This is a genomic window from Streptomyces sp. N50, assembly GCF_033335955.1.
In the GTDB taxonomy this organism is placed as follows: Bacteria; Actinomycetota; Actinomycetes; order Streptomycetales; family Streptomycetaceae; genus Streptomyces.
In genome coordinates this window covers 6,852,965-6,872,564 of record NZ_CP137549.1, presented here as the reverse complement: position 1 = coordinate 6,872,564, position 19,600 = coordinate 6,852,965, and the positions used below count along the sequence as shown (strand labels likewise).

Here is a 19,600-nt window from a genome sequence, read left to right as displayed (position 1 = left end):
GCTATGTGACCCGCAGGTCGGCGGCCTGAGTACGGCTACTCAATTGATGGAGCCGCACACGTGTGAGTGGTCGTTGCTGCGTGACCATTGCGAATGGTGTCGTCCGGTTCCGTCAACTGCCGCCCCTGGATTGCTCCTTCGCAGGTCGCGGCCTCTTGACAGACAGACGGAGGCTGTATCGGCGCCACCCGAGGATCGCGCCGGACGTCAGTCCAGCCCCGCCACCCGCCGCGCCCGCTTGCGCGCGTCCCGTGTCGCCACCGCCGTGCCGCCGAGTCCCGCCACCAGCACGGCCGCGCCCAGGGCGACGTAGGTCGCGAGGCGGGCGTCGTGTTCGTCGGCGGTCTCGCCGAGTTGGAGCTTCGCGGGGGACGGGGCCTGGGCCTTGGTGAGGCCGTCCTGGGGGTCGGGGGACTCGATCGGGTGGTCGTCCTCCGTGAGGGCGCGGACCGGGTCGACGACGCCCCAGCCGACGAGGCGGTCGTGGCCGGCGATGGTGCGCTCGGCGGTCTGCTCGATCTGGGCGACGACCTCGCGGGCGGTCCAGTCCGGGTGCTTCGCCTTGATCAGCGCGGCGACACCGGCGACGTACGGCGCCGAGAAACTCGTACCGTTGTCGGAGCAGTGACCGCCCTTGGGGACGGTGGAGATCATGTCGACGCCGGGTGCCGCGACGCCGACGAAGTCGCCGGACTGGGAGAAGGACGCCCGTTCGTTGTTGCGGTCGGAGGCCGCGACCGCGAGGACGCCCGGGAAGGACGCCGGGTACGTCTTCTTGACGTTGCCGCCCTGGCCGTCGTTGCCCGCCGACGCCACCACCACGATCTTCCTCGACAGTGCCGCGTCGATCGCCGACTCCAGGGAGGGGTCGGGCTTCACCGCGTTCGACGTGTCCTGGGAGATGTTGATGACGTCGGCCTTGGCCTGGATCGCGTAGTTGATCGCGTCCGTGAGCGTCTTCGCCGTGCCGTGGCCGTCCGCGTCGTTCTGCTGGATCGGGATGATGGTCGCCTCGGGGGCCAGGCCCACGAAACCGGTGCCGCTGATCGGACGGGCGGCGATGATGCCGGCGACCTTGGTGCCGTGTCCCACGGTGTCGGTCGTGCCGTTCTCGCTGCCCCGCGCGATCTTGTCGCCGTTGCTGTCCTTGAGGTTCCTGGGCAGGAGGTTACGGCCGCTCTTCACGTCCACCGCGTGGGTGAGCTGGGGGTTCTTCACGTCCACGCCGGTGTCGATCACCGCCACCCGGACACCCTTGCCCTTGGACTGGTTCCACAGCTCGTCCAGGAGGACGCGTTGCAGGGCCCAAGGGCGGCCCGGGTACTCCTTGTTGGGGAACGTGCACTGGTCCGAGAAGCTGTCGTCCGCCGCCGCGGGGGGCGCGAGCACGACGGTGGACACGGCCAGGGTCGCGGCCGCGGAGGCCATGGCCGCGATCGCGCGCAGGGGGCGCGGGGAAGTCTTGTACGGCATGCCCGACTCCCCCTACGAACCCTGCGGTTGACGTGCCGCCGCCGTCGACAGGCGGGGGCCCGTGGGCAGGAACTCGGACCAGGAGGCGGGGATCGGCGCCGGGTCGACGTCGGCGTAGCCGAGCCGGATCTGGGCCTGTTCGGCCTCCTGCTGCTCCTGCTGGCGTTCCTTGGCCGTCGTACCGATGCCCGAGTCGTTCGTGGCGCTGTCGGCGTTGGACTGCAGGACGTACCGCAGGCCCGTGTCGGTGACCAGGAAGACGGGGCCGGCCTTGGTCTCCTCGCCCTGGAACTGGCGGAAGAGCTGCCCTGAGCCGGGCGTGACGTAGGCGCTGGTGGAGTCGGTGGGGAGCGGGGCGGGGAAGTCGGTGCCCGCCCAGGTCGTCAGGGTGGTGGCGCCCTTGGCGCCGACCTTCTGCAGGACGTTGCAGATCGTGCTGCGGCTGCCGGACGCGTCCGAGGCCTCGTTGACGGCCTTGGGCTCCTTGGTGGGCCAGCGGTGCTCGGCGCCGAAGGTCCCCTCCGGGGTGATCTCGCCCGCGCTCACCCCGGTGGCGTGACCGGCCTGGCCGAGCGGGGCCAAGTCCTTGCTGGACAGCAGGAGTTGGGCGACGAAGGCGGAGACCTGCGCGACCTTGCCAGGAAGCACTACGTAGTAGTGCTCACCGCTGGCGTCGGACGCCGTGAGCACCATGCCCACCTTGTTGGTCGACGCGTCCAGCTCACCCGGGGCGCCGGCGGCCGTACCGGGTGTGGCGCCGATGCTCGGGAAGTCGATCGGGTCGCCCTGGTGCAGGGTGGCCAGCCACTCCGGGGAGACGCGCTCGGGCACACGGCCGGAGCCGACGACGGCGCGCAGCAGCAGCTCGTCGCCCTTGTCCACGGGGTACGCCGTGCCGCTCGCGTCCACCACGTAGCGGTTCTTGTCCGGGTCCACCACGTAGAGGAGCTCTCCGCCCCGCAGCCGCTGCTTGCCCTCGGTCCTCTTCATGTCGCGCTCGGCGAGGACCAGCGCCGCCTTCTGGATGGAACCGCCGCCCGCGCTCGGGCGCTCGCACACCGCCCAGCGCTTCTCGGCGCCCGCCTCGCTCGCCGAGGGAAGACGGTCGGGGGCGTACGGGATGCCGACGGTGACGCCGTGCGGGATCTTGCCGCCGTCGAGGACCGACTCGTCGACGGTGACGACCTCGCCCTGGCCGGCGTTGAGCAGCAGCTTCGCGGACGCCATGTTGAGGACGGGATGCAGCTGGGTCTTGCCGTCGGTCGTCAGGACGACGTAGCGGGTGGTCGACTTGCTGGCGATGATCACCTTCGACTTGGGGGTGTCCCAGCCCTCGGGCGCGGTCGGTTTGAACATGCCCCAGGCGCCGAAGACCGCCATGACGACCACGCCCACGATGACGCCCGGCACCACTCCGCGCAGCGGCCGCGGCGCCCCCTCCTCCGAACCGTCCGGGGACGACTGCACGAAGGACGCCAGCATGCGCCGCTTCGCGAAGGTGTAGGCGTTGAGCTGGTCCCGCCGAGATGCCATCTGTGTCTGTCTCTCCCCGTGTTCCGCCTGGGCAGCGCTCGGGGGTCCGCCGTCCCCCGCCCATCGATGTCAGACCGGGCACCTACTATGCCTGGTATCCGCGGTGACGTGGGGAGCGGGTAGGGTACCTGGACCTTCGAGGGCCCTATGTGGTGCTGGAACAGCGGTGAGTTGTGAGTAATACGGGGGGATGGAGTGATGGCTTCCGGAACACGGACACGGTCTCGTGACCGGTCGCGGACGAGAGGCTCCGGGACGCCCGGGCCGGGGTCCGCGCAGCCGCCGTCAGCGGCGGGCACACCGTCCCAGAGCTCAGGCGGACTTCATCTCAGGACGCGCCGCGGACAGGGCGGGGCATTCCGGTTGCAACGGCTCGTCCTGCTGGAGATCGCGGCGGCCGTCCTCCTCGTCGGCTGGGCGATCGACCCCATGGCACTGGTGCCCGCGGGCATCGTCGCCGTGGCGCTCGTGCTGCTCGCCTTCGTCCGTCGGCGCGGCCGCTCCCTGCCCGAATGGCTGGGCACCGCGCGGGCGTTGAAGGCACGCCAGAAGAGCGCCGCCACCGCGGAGACACCGCCGGGCACCGAGCCCGGTCTCGCACCGGCCCTGGAGTGCGACCCCACCCTGAGGACGTATTCGTACGGCGGCCGGGACCGGCGTCCCATCGGGCTGGTCGGGGACGGCACCTTCGTGACCGCCGTCGTGCAGGTCGAGGCCGATGTCACCGCGCTGCGGGCCGACCGCGGCCGGCATCCGCTGCCGCTCTCACTGGTGCGGGACGCGCTCGAAGTGGACGGCATCCGGCTGGAGTCGGCGCAGCTCGTGCTGCACACCCAGCCCGCGCCCGCGCTGCACCTGCCCCAGCACTCCGTGGCCGTCACCAACTACGCACCGCTGCAGGAGCAGACCGGCGCCCCGGCGGTGCGCATCACCTGGATCGCGCTGAAGCTCGACCCCGAGCAGTGCCTGGAGGCCGTGGCCGCCCGGGGCGGCGGGCTCACCGGAACGCAGAAGTGCGTCGTGCGCGTCGCCGACCATCTCGCGAGCCGCCTCACCGGTGCCGGTTTCCGCACGACGATCCTCAGCGAGGAGGAGCTGACCGCGGCCCTCGCCACCTCCGCCTGCGCGAACCCCCTGGTGACGGCGGAGGCCGGACGGACCGAGACGCGGGAGCGCCGGACCGAGGAGTCCAGCCGCAGTTGGCGCTGCGACAACCGCAGACACACGACCTACTGGATCCGCCGCTGGCCCCAACTGGGCGGCCGCGGCCCGTCGTTGCCGCAGCTGATCGCCCTGCTCACGGCCACACCGGCGCTCGCCACGACGTTCAGCCTCACGCTCGCGCGCGGCGAGCGCCAGGAGGTGTCGATGAGCGGGCACCTTCGGGTGACGGGCCGCAGCGACGACGAACTGGTCGCGGCGCGGCACGCGTTGGAGGGCGCGGCACGGCACACGGGCCTGGCCCTGGCCCGCCTCGACCGCGAGCAGCTCCCGGGTGTGCTCGCCACGCTGCCCCTCGGAGGTGCCCGATGACCGCGCCGGCGATGCTGCGCAGCGGCCTCGGCCTGATCGGCCCGCGGCACGGACGGCATGTGCTCTCCCCCGAACAGGTCGACGCGCTCGCGCTGCCCATCGGCGACGACGGCGTCGTGATCGGCGTCGACACCGAGGGACAGCCCGCGGTGCTGGGCGTCAACCGGCCCACTCCGTACGACGTCGTCCTCATCGGCGGCCTGTGGACCGCCCAGGTCATCGCCCTCAGAGCGGCGGCGACCGGCGCGCGCGTCGCCGTGGAGACCGGCCGCCCGCAGGCCTGGATGCAGATGGTCCACGCCATGGGCGGCGGGCAGAACGGCCTGGCGGTGTACGACGTGGGCCGCGTCCAGCCGCAGGGCGCCTCGGCGGGCACGCCCGTGCTCGTGGTGCGGGACTGCGGGATGCGTCCGCCGCGCGGGCGGGTCGTGTCCGGGCCCTGGCAGTCGGTGCTGACCCTGCTGCCGTACCTCAGTCCTGTCGCGCCCCGGCTCATACGGCAGGCCCGGCTCGTCGGGGTGCAGCGGATCTCGCCGGACGAGTCGGCGGAACTGGGCCGCGCCATGGCGCTCCCCCGGGCCGACGTCGACTCCCTGCCCACGCTCCCGGACGGCGTCACGCTCTGGTGCGGCGACCGCGACCGGCAGTATGTGATGACCCAGCCCACGGACGCCGAGATCGGATTGTTGGGTACACCACGCCGGATGGACTGAACTCGCGGACCACTGACCGACATTGAACGATTAAGCACCTTTCGCCCCCTGTCCCGTAGAGGATGCGCATCGCTATCACCCGTTTTGCACGACGGGTCGGTGGGCATGTGTGCCGGTTCCGGGCGCCGTGTGGCGCGTTGGACGGGCGCGGAGAGGTGGACGGGCCTGCCGTGAGGTTGCTTGTGGTGATTAGGCTGGGACCGGGCGCCGCGTCAGGGCCCGCGGCCGGGCCGACAAGCGCTTCGGGGGACGGGCCGGGCGGATCCGATCGATTCGGGCCGCCGACCGACCGTTCCCGACGCTTTCGGCGGACCGGGCCCGTACGACACGAGCGGTCGCCCCGGCACGACATGAGGGTGCTCGACCACACCAGGAGGAATTGTGAGCAGCGATCGGGACGGGATCCGCGGGGGCTGGGCCACGCCCGGCGATGACCAGCCCGACGACGAGTCCGCCATCGAGATGACGGGCGAGTTCACGATCGACTACGCGCCGCCGGCCTGGTACACGCAGAACTCGTCCGGCGGCGCGACGGGCGCGTCCGCGCAGGCCTCACCGCCGCCGACCCCGGCGAGCGGCACGGCGATGCCTCCCCCGCCTCCGGCGCCCCCGGTCGGCCCCGCGTTCCCGGTGCCCGCACCGCCGGACCACTCCGGCTTCCAGCCCGGCTGGGCACCCGCGGCCGCGGTTCCGCCGCCCGCGGCCCCCGTCGAGGAGGAGCCTGAGAACGGCGACCTCGTGAGCGGGTCGACGATGCGGATCTCTTCCGCCGCGCTGAAGCGGGAGATCACGGAGCGGGGTACGGAGACGCCGGCCGCCCCTGAGCAGACCGCTGCGGAAACCCCGGCGGCTCCGGCTGCGGCTCCGGCTCCGGCTGCGGCTCCGGCTCCGGCTCCGGCTCCGGCTCCGGCTCCGGCCGAGGGTTCCGCCGAAGGCGCCGGTGACGCGGAACCGGGTTCCGGGAAGCCGGAGTTCGAGGGCGAGGTCCCGGAGAACGGTGGCACCGAGAGCACCGACGCCGCCGAGGCGAGCACTCAGGCCGAGGACGGCGCAGTCGCCGACACGGGCACCGGGGACTCCACGGAATCCGCGAACTCCGCGAACGACACCGACGGCGAGAGCACCGACAGCACTCCCGCCTCTACGGCGGCCCCCGACACGGACCCCACCGCAGACCCGGCCGACGCCCCGGCGGATGACACGGCCGGTGACATGGCCGACGCCCCGGAGCACGAGCCGAGCAGCGTCGACACCACACCGGCCACACCCGAGGCCGACTCCCCCCAGGCCGCCGACCCGGCGACGGGCGCCACTGCGGACGTACAGGCTGACGTACAGGAGGCCCCGCCCGCCTGGGCTCCCCCGCCGGCCCCGCAGAGCGGCGTCCCGCCGCTGCCGCCCTCCTACCAGCCCGCCGCCCCGGCCCCGGCCGACCAGTGGCCCGCGCAGCCCCACCCCCAGGCTCAGCCCCCGTCGGTGGACCCCGCCACGCCCCAGCCGCCCGTACCGCAGCAGCCGGTCGCGGCCCCGGCCCAGCCGCCGTCGCCGCCCCAGCAGCAGCCTCCGTTCCAGCCGCAGCCACCGCAGCCGGCACCCGCGGCCTGGGACGCACCGCTGGCGCCGACCCCGCAGGGCCCGGCGCCCACGGCGGGCCCCACCGGTTACGGCTTCCCGCCCCCCACACCCCCGGCCCCCGCACCGAACCAGCAGAGCGGCTACGGCTTCCCGCCCCCACAGGCACCGGCCCAGCAGCCCCAGCCCGCCCCGAACACCCCCAACGCACCGGACCAGCAGGGCAGTTACGGCTTCCCCCCTGCGCCGGCACAGCCGAGCCCGCCGAACCAGCAAGGCGGCGGCTACGGCTTCCCGCTCCCGCCCGCGCAGCAGGCCCAGCCGACCCCGGCACCCCCGAACCAACAGGGCGGCTACGGCTTCCCTCAGGCACCGGCACCACAGGGCCCGCCCGCCCCCAACGCACCCGACCAACAAGGCAGCCAAGGCTTCCCCCAGGAACCGGCCCCGCAGGGCCCGCCCGCTCCCCACGCACCGGACCAGCAGAGCGGCTACGGCTTCCCTCCGGCGCCCGCCCCGCAGGGCCCGCCCACCCCCAACGCACCGGACCAACAAGGCAGTTACGGCTTCCCCCAGGGACCGGCACAGCAAGGCCCGCCCACCCCCCAGAGCGGCTACGGCTTCCCCCCTGCGCCCCCCGGCCCCGCGCAGCAGGCCCAGCCCGAGGGACCGCAGCCCCCGCACGCGCCCCAGCCGCATCCGCACCCCCAGTCCCAGCCCCCCGCCCAACCCCCGGTGGACCCCCGCACCGGTGCCGCCTGGCCGCAGCCCATCCGGCACGACCAGCGGCAGCCGACCAACCCCGGTGCCGCGCCGCTCGGTTACACCGCGGCCGTGGAGCTGTCGTCGGACCGGCTGCTCAGCAACAAGAAGCAGAAGGCGAAGAGCGGCCGGCCCGGTGCCGCCCCCTCGCGGTTCAAGCTCGGCGGCAAGAAGGAAGAGGCCGAGCGGCAGCGGAAGTTGGAGCTGATCCGGACGCCGGTGCTGTCGTGCTACCGGATCGCGGTGATCAGCCTCAAGGGCGGTGTCGGCAAGACCACGACCACCACCGCGCTGGGCTCCACCCTCGCCACCGAGCGCCAGGACAAGATCCTCGCGATCGACGCCAACCCGGACGCCGGCACCCTCGGCCGCCGCGTGCGCCGTGAGACCGGCGCGACCATCCGCGACCTGGTCCAGGCGATCCCGTACCTCAACTCGTACATGGACATCCGCCGGTTCACCTCCCAGGCGGCCTCCGGCCTGGAGATCATCGCCAACGACGTCGACCCGGCCGTCTCCACCACCTTCAACGACGAGGACTACCGGCGCGCGCTCGACGTCCTGGGCAAGCAGTACCCGATCATCCTCACCGACTCCGGTACCGGTCTGCTCTACAGCGCGATGCGCGGTGTGCTGGACCTCGCCGACCAGCTCATCATCATCTCGACGCCGTCCGTGGACGGTGCGAGCAGCGCGAGTACGACGCTGGACTGGCTGTCGGCGCACGGCTACGCCGACCTGGTCTCACGCTCGCTCACGGTCATCTCCGGTGTCCGGGAGACCGGCAAGACGATCAAGGTGGAGGACATCGTCAGCCACTTCGAGACGCGCTGCCGGGGTGTCGTGGTCGTGCCGTTCGACGAGCATCTCGCCGCCGGCGCCGAGGTCGACCTCGACATGATGCGGCCGAAGGTCAGGGAGTCGTACTTCAACCTCGCGGCCCTGGTCGCCGAGGACTTCGTCCGCCACCAGCAGATGCACGGCCTGTGGACGAGCGACGGCAACCCTCCCCCTGTCCTGGCCCCGCCGATGCCGGGCCAGCAGGGATATCCGGGGTACCCGGGACAGCCCGGGCAGCAGGGTTATCCGGGCCAACAGCAGTACCCGGGCCAGCAGGCTCCCGGGCAACCCGGTCCCTACCCCCAGCAGCAGCAACAGCACCAACCGCAGCCGCAACCGCCGCACCCCGGCCAGCAGTTGTACGGTCAGCAGCCCTACCCCCAGCAGGGTCAGCCCCCGGCACAGCAGCCCGCCCCGCCGTACCCCCAGCACCCGGGCTACGGCCGGCCGGACGGCGACCAGGCTCCGCCCCCGCCCCCGCCGTCGGCACCCCCGCAGCAGTAGACGCACGCGAAGGGCGGCCGGTGCTCACCAGCACCGGCCGCCCTTCGCCGTCGTAGAACGACAACAGGAACCAGAACAGCTACCCGGCGTCGCCCGTGTCCGCCGAGATCAGTTCCCGGCAGCGCTTCACGTCCTGGGCGATCTGCTCCAGCAGGCCCTCCAGCGAGTCGAACTTCGCCTGGCCGCGCACGAACGCGAGGAAGTCGACGGCGACATGCAGGCCGTACAGGTCGAGGCCGACGCGGTCGATCGCGTACGCCTCCACCGTGCGCTCGGTGCCGTCGAACTGCGGGTTCGTGCCGACCGAGATCGCGGCCGGCATGGCCTCGCCCTCGACATGGAGGTAACCGGCGTAGACGCCGTCGGCCGGGATCGCCGTGTGGGGCAGGGTCTCGACGTTGGCCGTCGGGAAGCCCATTTCGCGGCCGCGCTGGGCGCCGCGCACCACGACGCCCTCCACCCGGTGCGGGCGGCCGAGAATCTCGCGGGCACCCTCGACGTCGCCCTCGGCGACCAGGCGCCTGGTCAGTGTGGAAGAGAAGGGCTCGCCGCCGCCCGCCGCACCGCTCACGTAAAGATCCACCACCTCTACCTCGAAGTCGTATGTCTTGCCCTGCTCGATCAGGAAGGCCACATTGCCCGCGGCCTTGTGGCCGAAGCGGAAGTTCGGGCCCTCGACGACCGCCTTCGCGTGCAGTTTGTCCACCAGGACCTTGACCACGAAGTCGGCCGGGGACAGTTTCGAGAACTCTTTGGTGAACGGCAGGATCAGCGCCGCGTCGACCCCCAGCTCGGCCATCAGTTCGGCTCGGCGGTGGTGCGGGGCGAGCAGCGGCGGGTGGCTGCCGGGGCGCACGACCTCGCTGGGGTGCGGGTCGAAGGTGACGACGACAGAGGGAACGCCCAGCTCACGGGCGCGCTCCACGGCATGCCGGATGATCAGCTGGTGCCCGCGGTGGACCCCGTCATAAGAACCGATGGTGACGACACTGCGCCCCCAGTCCTCAGGGATGTCCTCCAAGCCACGCCAGCGCTGCACTGTGACCGCTCCTCATCGAACCCGTGTCCGTATGTAGACCTGTGTCATTGACCTCTTACGCAGGTCTAAGGGTGCCATGCCGGGGGCCTGTGGCCCGCATCGGCCTGGAGGCTGTGACCGGGCGCACGTACCGGGGCCGCTATGCGGGAACCCCCACCCCGGCCAGGTTCTCGATCATGCGCCGCGTGCTGGGTCCGACCACCGCCGCCCAGTCCTCCGGGGTGTCGGCCAGCCAGCGGGCCATCAGGGCGGCGAAGCCGGGCACGTGGCGGCCCAGGTCGACGAGCCCGCGGTCGAAACGGGTCGCGCCCGCGGGGGTACGGACGAGCAGCCGGCCGGTGCGGTGGACGAGGTCGCGGATCTCGTCGTCGTCGCGTCGCCCCGCCGTGTGCAGGAGTGCGTCCAGTACGGCGGGGTCGTGCTCGTGCGCGAGCAGGAACTCCAGGAGTTCGCGGCGCAGGGGGCGGGATGCCGGGGTGCCGGGGGCGGCGAGCACGGGCGCGAGGGCGGTCCGCACCGATGCCGGGCCGCCGTCCAGGAGGCCGGTGACCAGGGGGAACAGGATCGCGCGGACCTCGGGGCCGTGGTCGAGGCACCGGTCGACGTAGACGCCGAGGTACGCGGCCGTCTCCGGCCACCGTACGGCGGTCTCGCGCACCAGCGCGGCGGCCCGGCGCGCGAGGGCCGGGGCCGCCACGCCGGCGAGCGTGCGGACCGCCTCGCCGGCGTGCGGTCCGTGCAGCCGGGCGCGGAAGGCCTCCAGGACCGGTTCGGGGTGCGTGGTCAGCGCGGCGGCCAGCGCGCTCGGCGGGAACTGGGGGTCGCCGGACGCGAAGTGCCGTAGCGCCTGCGGGAGATGGCGGGTGCGGGTGTGCGGATCGCGGACGAGGAGCGCGAGCGCGCCGCCGTGCAGGGTGGAGTCTGCGGGGCGGGCCAGGAGGAACTCGGCCGCGTAGCGCAGGAGTTCACGGTCCGCCTCGGTCCGTACGTGCGGCGCGGCCCGCAGTCCGTACGCCACCGCCGCCACCCTGCGCGCCGGCCGCTCGTCGTGCGCCCACCGGTCCACGGCCCGGCACACGGCCGAGGGCTCCTCCTCGGCGAGCACGGCGAGGAGTTCGTCGGCCCGCCCGTGCGCGCACCCGACGAGCACCTCCGTCAGATCGTCCAGCCCCCGCCGCCGATGCGTGTGCAGCAACACCTGCGCGGCCGTCGCCACGGTCGCCTCCGGTGTCGCGGGCAACGGCCGCTCGTCGTCGAACCACCGGGTCAGCAGCGGCTGTACGGCGGCGGGGTCGGCGGCGAGCAACTCGGCGGCGGAGTCCAGGAATCGGGGCGGGGCGCTGTCCTGCGGGGATCCGTCGGTGAGCACGAGCCGCCGCAGCAACTCGAACCGCTCGGCATGGGGCAGGCGCAGCGCGGCCCAGAACTCCGGCCCGAACTCCTTCGGTACGGCGGCCTGTTCCCGCCCCTGTGTCACCAACTGGTCGGCCAGCAGCCGCAATGCGTTGCCGTACGGCGTGGCATCGGGCACCCTCCGCAACACCTCGGCGAGCAGGTGGGCGGCCCACCAGGAGTCCGGGTCGGCGCCCAGGGCATCCGCCAACTCCTCCAGCCGTACGGCCAGTTGGCGGGTGCCGTGTTGTCGGGCGAGGAGCAGCAGGGCCTGTACGACGGGGCCGATACGGTGGTGCGGGACGGGGAGGGGGTGCCCAGTCTGTGGATTCCTGGACCGGTGGACCAGCGCCCGCAGGGCCTCGTCGAGGTCGAGGTGCGTGCCCTGGATCCAGTCGGCCAACTCCTCGTGGGCGAACCGGTATCCGGTCCCGGCCGGCACGAGCAGCCCCTCGGTGAGGACGGCGGACGCCCACCCCGTACCGCCGCCGAGCCGCGCCGGTGCGGGTCCCCACGGGAACACCGCCTCGAACGACTCCCGGTCCAACTCCCCCTGCCCCGGCCCGAGACTGCGCCGAGCCGCCTCGTGCACCTGCCCTGACACCTTCGCCGCGAGGCGCCTCACGGCGGTGCCGCGCAGGCCGTTCTCCGCGGCGAGGCGGACGGCGATCCGGAGGCACATGAGGTCGAGGTAGGCGGCGAACACGTCGTCGCGGTCGATCTGGGTGTCGGGGGCGGCGGGCAGCGCGGCGAGCACCTCGGAGAGGAGCCGGAGGGCGAGGGGGTGCCGGGCGTCGGTTCCGGTGAGGACGCCCTCCGGAACGCCGTACGCTGCGCGGGCTCGGCGGGCTTCGTGCGGGCCGAGGTCCCCAAGGTGCACGCACACCGGCGGAACCGTCCCGGGGGCTCCGCCCCCAGACCCCCCATCGGCCTGAACGGCCTCGTCCTCAAACGCCGGACGGGCTGAGTGACGCGGGCCTGCGCCATGAGGCCCGGGCACCCCGCCGTACAGCAACTCCCGTGAAAACCCCGCCCCTTCCCAGTACTCCGCCCGACACCCCACCACCAACCGCGCCCCGCTCTCCCGCAACCACTCCCCCGTCCCCCGGGTCCACTCCCCCAGCCGATGAGCCAGCACAGGCGGCATCTCCTCAGGCCCGTCGAGCAGCAACAGCAAGGGCCGCCCGGCGTCACGGGCCACCCGCGCCAGCCGCTCGGGGCAGACATCACCCAGGTCGCCGGAGTCCCCCGCCGGCGAGACCGACGCGGCGACGATCCGGGCCGCCCGCTCCACCGTCCTGCGCGCCGCGTCCGCCACCGACGCGTCCCCGTCCCGCAGATCGGCGCCGCGCAACCACAGCGTGGGAGCCGGTTCCGCACCGCCGTTGCGCCGCGCGGCGAGCGCCGCGAGTTCTGTCGTACGGCCGCTGCCCGGCGCCCCGACGAGCCCGAGCACGGCGGCCGGGCTCTCGGTGAAGGCGGTGAACTCCCGTACCAGGGAAGGTCGTTCGACCGGCTCCACCACACACGCGCCGTCGCCGTCCCGCCCGGGACCGACGAACCCCGCGAGTGCCCACGGCGGCCCGTCCGAGCCCACCGAGGTGGCCGTCAGTTCCAGGACTCCCGCGAGGTTGAGGTCGGCGCCGTACGCGGGCACGGTCGCCGCGTTCCGTGCGAGGAGGTCGACCAGGGGCCCGTGGACAGCCCCCAACCCCCTTTCCCCATCCGGCACTTGGCGCAGCGGCACCGCGAACCCCGTGTCCCGTTGCCCGGACTGCAACGCCGTACCCAGGACACCGATCACCGCTCCGGTCACCGCGTCGAGGACCGGCCCGCCGGCCGCTCCCCCGCCCAGCCGCAGCGCGTCCCGCCCCGCCGTGCCGATCGCCAACTCCAGGGCGTCGTCGAGGAGATGGAAGCGGTCGGTGGCCGTGTAGGTCACGGAGGTCGCGCCCAGGAGGCGGGCCTCGCGCCAGCGGTCCGCTGCGACGCGGACGTACGTGCCGGTCTCGACACGCTCCCGGATCGTGACGGGGAGCGGGTCGACGCCCAGGCCCTCGGTGCGGACGAGGGCCAGATCGAGGGCGGGCAGCGGGGTCACCGCGTCGGCCGTCACCAGGCAGGTGCGGTCGCCGGTGGCGTGCAGGACGAGGCGGGGCAGGCCGTCGACCGCCTCGTGGCTGGTGATCACCGTGCCGTGGTGGTCGGCTACGAAACCGGTGCCGCGCGGGCGCCCGGCGAGGTCGCGGATGCGCACCAAGGACTCGTCACCGGCAGCGGGCGCGGCACCCGGCGCGGCAGCAACACCCGGCACGGCGTCCCGCGTCGATCGCTCTGCTCGTGCGTCTTCCCGCGTCCGACGGCCGCCGCCCGTCCGCGGGCCACGTCCCGCCATGGTCGAACCTCCCCGCCGTACCCATGCCCTGTGTTCGACGGTAGGCGTGGCGTGATCAGCGGGACAGATCGCGTGGTGAACGCGCCCCCTTCCGCTCCCTCGGTTCACTCCGAGCGCCTGCCCGGACGGGTGAATAGAAGCGGAGGGTTGGATACACCCTAGGGGTGGGGGAACCGAGGGGGGACCGTGGAGCGGCGGGAACGTAGACCCCGTGACCGCCGCTCCACGGGCGGGAGTTGAGGCTCCGGCCCGCCCGGGAGCGTTTCTCAGGCGAAGACCGCGAGGCTCTTGGCCTTGCCCTTCTGTTCCTCCACGAGCGCCAGGAAGCGGCCCTCGGGGTCGAAGACGCCGACCGCGCCGACGCCCGCGTACTCCTCGGGGATGTCCAGGCGGACGCCGTTGAGGAGCAGCTTCGCCCGACGGGAGTCCACGGACCAGCGCGGGAACGCTGCCTCGGCCGCCTCGGCGATCGGCATCACCGTCAGCTCCTCCTGGAGCTGGTCCAGGGTCCTCGCCGTGTCCAGCTTGTACGGGCCGACGCGGGTGCGGCGCAGTGCGGTCAGGTGGCCGCCCACGCCGAGGTCCTCGCCCAGGTCGCGGGCCAGGGCCCGGATGTAGGTGCCGGACGAGCAGACCACCGAGACCACCAGGTCCAGGACGGGGGTGCCGTCCTCGGCCACGGCGTCCCGGACGTCGTAGACCGCGAAGGAGGAGATGGTGACGGGGCGGGCGGGGATCTCGAAGTCCTCGCCGTCGCGGGCCCGTTTGTAGGAGCGCACGCCGTTGATCTTGATGGCGCTGACCTTGGACGGGACCTGCATGATCTGCCCGCTGAGCTTGGCGATCCCGGCGTCGACGGCGTCCCGGGTGACCTTCGAGGCGTCTGTCGACCCCGTGATCTCGCCCTCGGCGTCGTCGGTCAGGGTGCTCTGGCCCAGGCGGATCGTGCCCAGGTACTCCTTCTCCGTGAGGGCCAAGTGCCCCAGGAGCTTTGTCGCCTTCTCGACTCCCAGGACGAGTACGCCCGTGGCCATGGGGTCGAGGGTGCCCGCGTGCCCGACGCGGCGGGTGCGGGCGATGCCGCGCATCTTGGCGACGACGTCGTGCGAGGTGAAGCCCGACGGCTTGTCCACGATGACAAGGCCGTCGGGCGTCGGGGTTTTCTCGGTCATTCGGAGGCGTCGTCCTCGTCGTCCTCGCCGGGCTTCTTGTACGGGTCCGCGTCACCGGCGTAGGCCGCGCCCGCCGAGACCTCGCGGACCTTCTCGTCGGACTGCCGTGCCTTGTCGAGGAGGTCCTCGATGGTCTTGGCGGTGTCCGGGAGGGCGTCCGCGACGAAGGTGAGGGTCGGGGTGAACTTCACGCCGGCCGCCGCGCCCACGGCGGAGCGCAGGACGCCCCGGGCGCTCTCGAGGCCCGCCGCCGCTTCGGCCCGCGTCTCGTCGTCGCCGTAGACCGTGTAGAAGACGGTCGCCTCCCGCAGGTCGCCCGTGACGCGGGTGTCCGTGATGGTGACGTGGGTGCCGAGCCGGGGGTCCTTGATGCCGCGCTGCAGCTTCTGGGCCACCACCTCTCGGATGAGGTCCGCCAGCCTCTTGGCACGCGCGTTGTCGGCCACTGGTCCGTCTCCTTAGTAACTACGTCGTGCTGCAACTACGTCTTGCTGCTTGCTTCAGTCGTCGTCCGACTTCGGTCTCGTCCGGCTTCAGTCTTCGTCGCTGTGGAGTCTGCGTCGAACGGAGAGCAGTTCCACCTCGGGCCGCGCGGCGACGAGTCGCTCGCAGCGGTCCAGTACGTCCGTGAGGTGGCCCGTGTCCCCGGAGACCACCGCGAGCCCGATCTCGGCCCTGCGGTGGAGGTCCTGGCTGCCCGTCTCGGCCGCGCTCACCGCGTACTTGCGCTGGAGTTCGGCCACGATCGGACGGACGAGAGAGCGTTTCTCCTTCAGCGAGTGGACGTCGCCGAGGAGCAGGTCGAAGGACAGAGTCCCCACATACATGTGTGTCCGGATGTCCCGCCGGTTCGGGGTACGGGCGCCGCGCTCGGACGCCGATACAGGAACCGTACACGCAACGGCCGGGGCCGATCGACGGAAATTCTCTCCGCCGACCGGCCCCGATCGCGTGCTGTGTCGATCAGCCGCGAGGCTTCTCGCGCATCTCGTACGTCGCGATGACGTCGTCGACCTTGATGTCGTTGAAGTTGCCGAGGTTGATACCGCCCTCGAACCCTTCGCGGATCTCGGTGACGTCGTCCTTGAAGCGACGCAGACCGGAGATGGTGAGGCTCTCGGCGATGACCTTGCCGTCGCGGACGAGGCGCGCCTTGGTGTTGCGCTTGACCTCTCCGGAGCGGACCAGGACACCGGCGATGTTGCCCAGCTTGGACGACTTGAAGACCTCGCGGATCTCCGCCGTGCCGAGCTCGACCTCCTCGTACTCCGGCTTGAGCATGCCCTTGAGCGCTGCTTCGATCTCCTCGATGGCCTGGTAGATCACCGAGTAGTACCGGACGTCGACGCCCTCGCGCTCCGCCATCTGCGCCGCGCGGCCCGCAGCGCGGACGTTGAAGCCGATGACGATCGCGTCGGAGCCGGTCGCCAGGTCGATGTCCGACTCGGTGACCGCACCCACGCCGCGGTGCAGGACGCGGATGTCGACCTCGTCGCCGACGTCGAGCTGGAGCAGCGAGGACTCGAGAGCCTCCACCGAACCGGACGCGTCGCCCTTGATGATGAGGTTGAGTTCCTGCACCAGACCGGCCTTGAGGGCCTCGTCCAGGTTCTCCAGGGAGAACCGGACTCCGCGCCGGGCGAAGTTGGCGTTGCGCTCGCGCGCCGCGCGCTTCTCGGCGATCTGACGTGCCGTGCGGTCCTCGTCGACGACGAGGAAGTTGTCGCCGGCGCCCGGGACGTTGGTGAGACCGAGGACGAGGACCGGGGTCGAGGGACCCGCCTCTTCCACGTTGTCGCCCTTGTCGTCGAGCATCGCGCGGACACGGCCGTAGGCGTCGCCGACCACCATGGTGTCGCCGACCCGCAGGGTGCCTCGCTGGACCAGGACGGTCGCGACGGCGCCGCGGCCCTTGTCCAGGTGGGACTCGATCGCGATGCCCTGCGCGTCCTGCTCCGGGTTGGCCCGCAGGTCGAGCGAGGCGTCCGCGGTCAGGATCACGGCCTCCAGCAGGCTCTCGATGTTGAGGCCCTGCTTGGCGGAGATGTCGACGAACATGGTGTCGCCGCCGTACTCCTCGGCCACCAGACCGAACTCGGTGAGCTGACCGCGCACCTTGGTCGGGTCGGCACCTTCGACGTCGATCTTGTTGACCGCGACCACGATCGGCACGTCGGCCGCCTTGGCGTGGTTCAACGCCTCGATCGTCTGGGGCATCACACCGTCGTTGGCCGCCACCACGAGGATCGCGATGTCGGTCGACTTGGCACCGCGGGCACGCATGGCGGTGAACGCCTCGTGACCCGGGGTGTCGATGAAGGTGATGCGACGCTCTTCGCCGTTGACCTCGGTGGCGACCTGGTACGCACCGATGTGCTGCGTGATACCGCCGGCCTCGCCCGCGACGACGTTCGTCTTGCGGATGGTGTCCAGCAGTCGGGTCTTACCGTGGTCGACGTGACCCATGACGGTCACGACCGGCGGACGCGCGACGAGGAACTCCTCGCCACCCTCGTCCTCGCCGAACTCGATGTCGAAGGACTCGAGCAGCTCGCGGTCCTCCTCCTCGGGGCTGACGATCTCGAGGACGAAGTTCATCTCGTCCGCGAGGAGCTTCAGCGTCTCGTCGGAGACGGACTGCGTGGCAGTGACCATCTCGCCGAGGTTCATCATCACGCCGACGAGCGACGCCGGGTTGGCGTTGATCTTCTCGGCGAAGTCGGTGAGCGAGGCACCGCGCGACAGACGGACGGACTGTCCGTTGCCACGAGGCAGCATCACACCGCCGACCGACGGGGCCTGCATGGCCTCGTACTCCTGGCGCCTCTGCCGCTTCGACTTGCGACCGCGACGCGCGGGACCACCGGGACGGCCGAAGGCGCCCTGTGTGCCACCGCGGCCACCCGGACCACCGGGACGGCCACCGAAGCCGGGACGGCCACCGCCGCCACCGGCGGGAGCACCCGGACGGCCGGCGAAACCGCCGCCACCGCCACCGGGACCCGCGGGACGACCGGCGAAACCGCCACCGCCGCCACCCGGACGACCGGCGAAGCCGCCGCCGCCACCGGGACGACCGCCGCCGCCACCCGGACCACCGGGACGACCGCCGCCGGCACCGGGACCGCGGCCACCGGGGCCACCACCGGGACGGGGGCTACCGGCAGCGGGACGCTGCGGCATCATGCCGGGGTTCGGACGGTTGCCACCGGGGCCGCCGCCGGGACGCGGAGCGCCGCCCTGCGGGCGGGGCATGCCGCCCGGGGACGGACGCGCGCCGCCGGGAGCACCCGGACGGGCACCGCCCGCAGCGCCCTGGGGACGGGGACCGCCCTGACCGGCACCCTGCGGACGCGGAGCGCCACCGGGAGCACCGCCCGGACGGTCCTGACCGCCGGGACGCGGGGCACCGGGACGAGGAGCCCCGGGACGCGCCATGCCGGTGGAACCACCGGAGGTGAACGGGTTGTTGCCCGGACGGGGACCGGCCGGACGAGCACCGGGACGTGCGCCGCCCTGACCACCCGGACGCGGAGCGCCGGGACGGTCGCCGCGGTCACTGCGCTCGGGACGGTCGCCACGACCCTGGCCACCCTGGCCGGGACCGGCCGGACGGGCACCGCCCGGACGGGGAGCCTGGCTCGCCGGACGCGGGGCGCCCGGACGCGGGGCAGAACTGGAACCGCCCGTAGCAGCAGGCGCGGCCGGAGCCGCGGGAGCCGCCGGGGGGGCGGTGAACTCGGGCGTGGTCGGCGCCGGCGAGGCCGGAGCCGGACGCGGCGCGGGCCGCGGGCCCGGACGGGGGCCGGAGCCACCGGCGGAGGCCGGTGCGGCGGGCGCGGCCGGGGCTGCGGGAGCCGCGGGGGCGCTCTCGGCGACGGCCGGCTTCGGGGCCGGCGGACGCGGGGCGGCAGGACCCGGACGGGCACCCTGCGCCGGAGAGGGGGCACCCGGACGAGCCGGGGCAGCCTTGCGTGCGGGGGCGGGCTTGCCGCCTCCGCTGCCCTGCTGGAGGGCGTCTGTCAGCTTGCGTACAACGGGCGCCTCGATCGTCGAGGACGCCGAACGGACGAATTCACCGAGTTCTTGGAGCTTGGCCATGACGACCTTGCTCTCCACCCCGAACTCCTTGGCGAGTTCGTATACCCGGACCTTAGCCACTTCGCTCCTTTTAGGTCCGGGTGCGTCCGGACCGTCGCTACTTCATGGGCGTACTCATCGCGTGCTCATCGAGTGCTCATCGCAATCTCGACCTACTTCCAACTCGCGGAATACCGGGCCGCACGGAGGTTCCGTACGACTCGCTCTTACTGTGTCGCCTGCTCGACATAGAGGCGCAACGCCTTTGTGTCGAGCGCTCCCTGGGCACGCAGCGCCCGTGGGAACGCCCGGCGGCGGACCGCCAGGTCGAGACAGACCAGGGCGGGGTGCAGATACGCGCCCCGGCCGGGCAGCGTACCGCGATGATCGGGAGCGCATTCGCCCTCGACCGCCACGATCCGCAGCAGTTCCTTCTTGGCCGCTCGCTCCCGGCACCCCACACAGGTGCGTTCAGGGCATGCGCGGGCTCGCGTCCGGCCAGACACTGCTAAGTCTACCTCCCCGCACCGACCTCACCCCTTCGGGGGAAGAATCGAACGGTTGTTGTCGTGATCTAAGCCACTCGCGGCCG

General features: G+C 72.6%; 12 protein-coding genes. 3 read left to right on the top strand and 9 right to left on the bottom strand.

Annotated features, from left to right (window positions below; all coding sequences use genetic code 11):
• Positions 1 to 207: 207 nt before the first annotated feature.
• Both mycP and eccB read right to left on the bottom strand, forming a co-directional pair.
• Complete coding sequence (gene mycP / locus R2B38_RS31090) at positions 208 to 1,473, bottom strand: type VII secretion-associated serine protease mycosin (RefSeq protein WP_411978510.1); 1,266 nt, start codon at positions 1,471 to 1,473, stop codon at positions 208 to 210.
• A gap of 12 nt (positions 1,474 to 1,485) precedes the next feature.
• Positions 1,486 to 3,006: a type VII secretion protein EccB gene (eccB, locus tag R2B38_RS31085; protein WP_318019177.1), complete on the bottom strand. Its 1,521-nt coding sequence runs from the start codon at positions 3,004 to 3,006 to the stop codon at positions 1,486 to 1,488.
• A 198-nt stretch (positions 3,007 to 3,204) separates the two neighbouring features.
• Between eccB and eccE the strand changes: the two genes are divergently transcribed.
• The 3 genes from eccE (at position 3,205) to R2B38_RS31070 (ending at position 8,930) form a co-directional block, all read left to right on the top strand.
• On the top strand, positions 3,205 to 4,539 hold the full coding sequence (gene eccE, locus R2B38_RS31080; RefSeq protein ID WP_318019176.1) for a type VII secretion protein EccE: 1,335 nt from the start codon (positions 3,205 to 3,207) through the stop codon (positions 4,537 to 4,539).
• Positions 4,536 to 5,252: a hypothetical protein gene (locus tag R2B38_RS31075; protein ID WP_318019175.1), complete on the top strand. Its 717-nt coding sequence runs from the start codon at positions 4,536 to 4,538 to the stop codon at positions 5,250 to 5,252. Before eccE ends, R2B38_RS31075 begins: the two co-directional genes overlap by 4 nt.
• A 381-nt stretch (positions 5,253 to 5,633) precedes the next feature.
• The gene (locus R2B38_RS31070) at positions 5,634 to 8,930 is read left to right on the top strand and encodes an SCO5717 family growth-regulating ATPase (protein ID WP_318019174.1); all 3,297 of its coding nucleotides are present in this window, start codon (positions 5,634 to 5,636) and stop codon (positions 8,928 to 8,930) included.
• Positions 8,931 to 9,009: 79 nt separating this feature from the next.
• On the opposite strand, the gene R2B38_RS31065 is transcribed toward R2B38_RS31070, so the two are convergent.
• From R2B38_RS31065 to R2B38_RS31035, 7 genes are all read right to left on the bottom strand, one after another.
• Positions 9,010 to 9,969 (bottom strand): bifunctional riboflavin kinase/FAD synthetase, encoded by a 960-nt coding sequence (locus tag R2B38_RS31065; protein WP_318019173.1) that lies wholly within the window; start codon positions 9,967 to 9,969, stop codon positions 9,010 to 9,012.
• A gap of 139 nt (positions 9,970 to 10,108) precedes the next feature.
• Positions 10,109 to 13,756: a trypsin-like peptidase domain-containing protein gene (locus tag R2B38_RS31060; protein WP_318019172.1), complete on the bottom strand. Its 3,648-nt coding sequence runs from the start codon at positions 13,754 to 13,756 to the stop codon at positions 10,109 to 10,111.
• 266 nt (positions 13,757 to 14,022) lie between these two features.
• Complete coding sequence (gene truB / locus R2B38_RS31055) at positions 14,023 to 14,928, bottom strand: tRNA pseudouridine(55) synthase TruB (RefSeq protein WP_318019171.1); 906 nt, start codon at positions 14,926 to 14,928, stop codon at positions 14,023 to 14,025.
• Complete coding sequence (gene rbfA, locus R2B38_RS31050; protein ID WP_318019170.1) at positions 14,925 to 15,374, bottom strand: 30S ribosome-binding factor RbfA; 450 nt, start codon at positions 15,372 to 15,374, stop codon at positions 14,925 to 14,927. Before rbfA ends, truB begins: the two co-directional genes overlap by 4 nt.
• A gap of 87 nt (positions 15,375 to 15,461) precedes the next feature.
• Positions 15,462 to 15,755 carry a DUF503 domain-containing protein gene (locus R2B38_RS31045; protein WP_019064765.1) on the bottom strand — a complete coding sequence of 98 codons (294 nt, stop codon included), beginning with the start codon at positions 15,753 to 15,755 and terminating at the stop codon, positions 15,462 to 15,464.
• Between the two features lie 136 nt (positions 15,756 to 15,891).
• Positions 15,892 to 19,089, bottom strand: coding sequence for a translation initiation factor IF-2 (gene infB / locus R2B38_RS31040; RefSeq protein WP_318019169.1), 3,198 nt, complete (start codon positions 19,087 to 19,089; stop codon positions 15,892 to 15,894).
• Positions 19,090 to 19,235: 146 nt separating this feature from the next.
• Positions 19,236 to 19,514 (bottom strand): YlxR family protein, encoded by a 279-nt coding sequence (locus tag R2B38_RS31035; protein WP_078652706.1) that lies wholly within the window; start codon positions 19,512 to 19,514, stop codon positions 19,236 to 19,238.
• Positions 19,515 to 19,600: the final 86 nt, after the last annotated feature.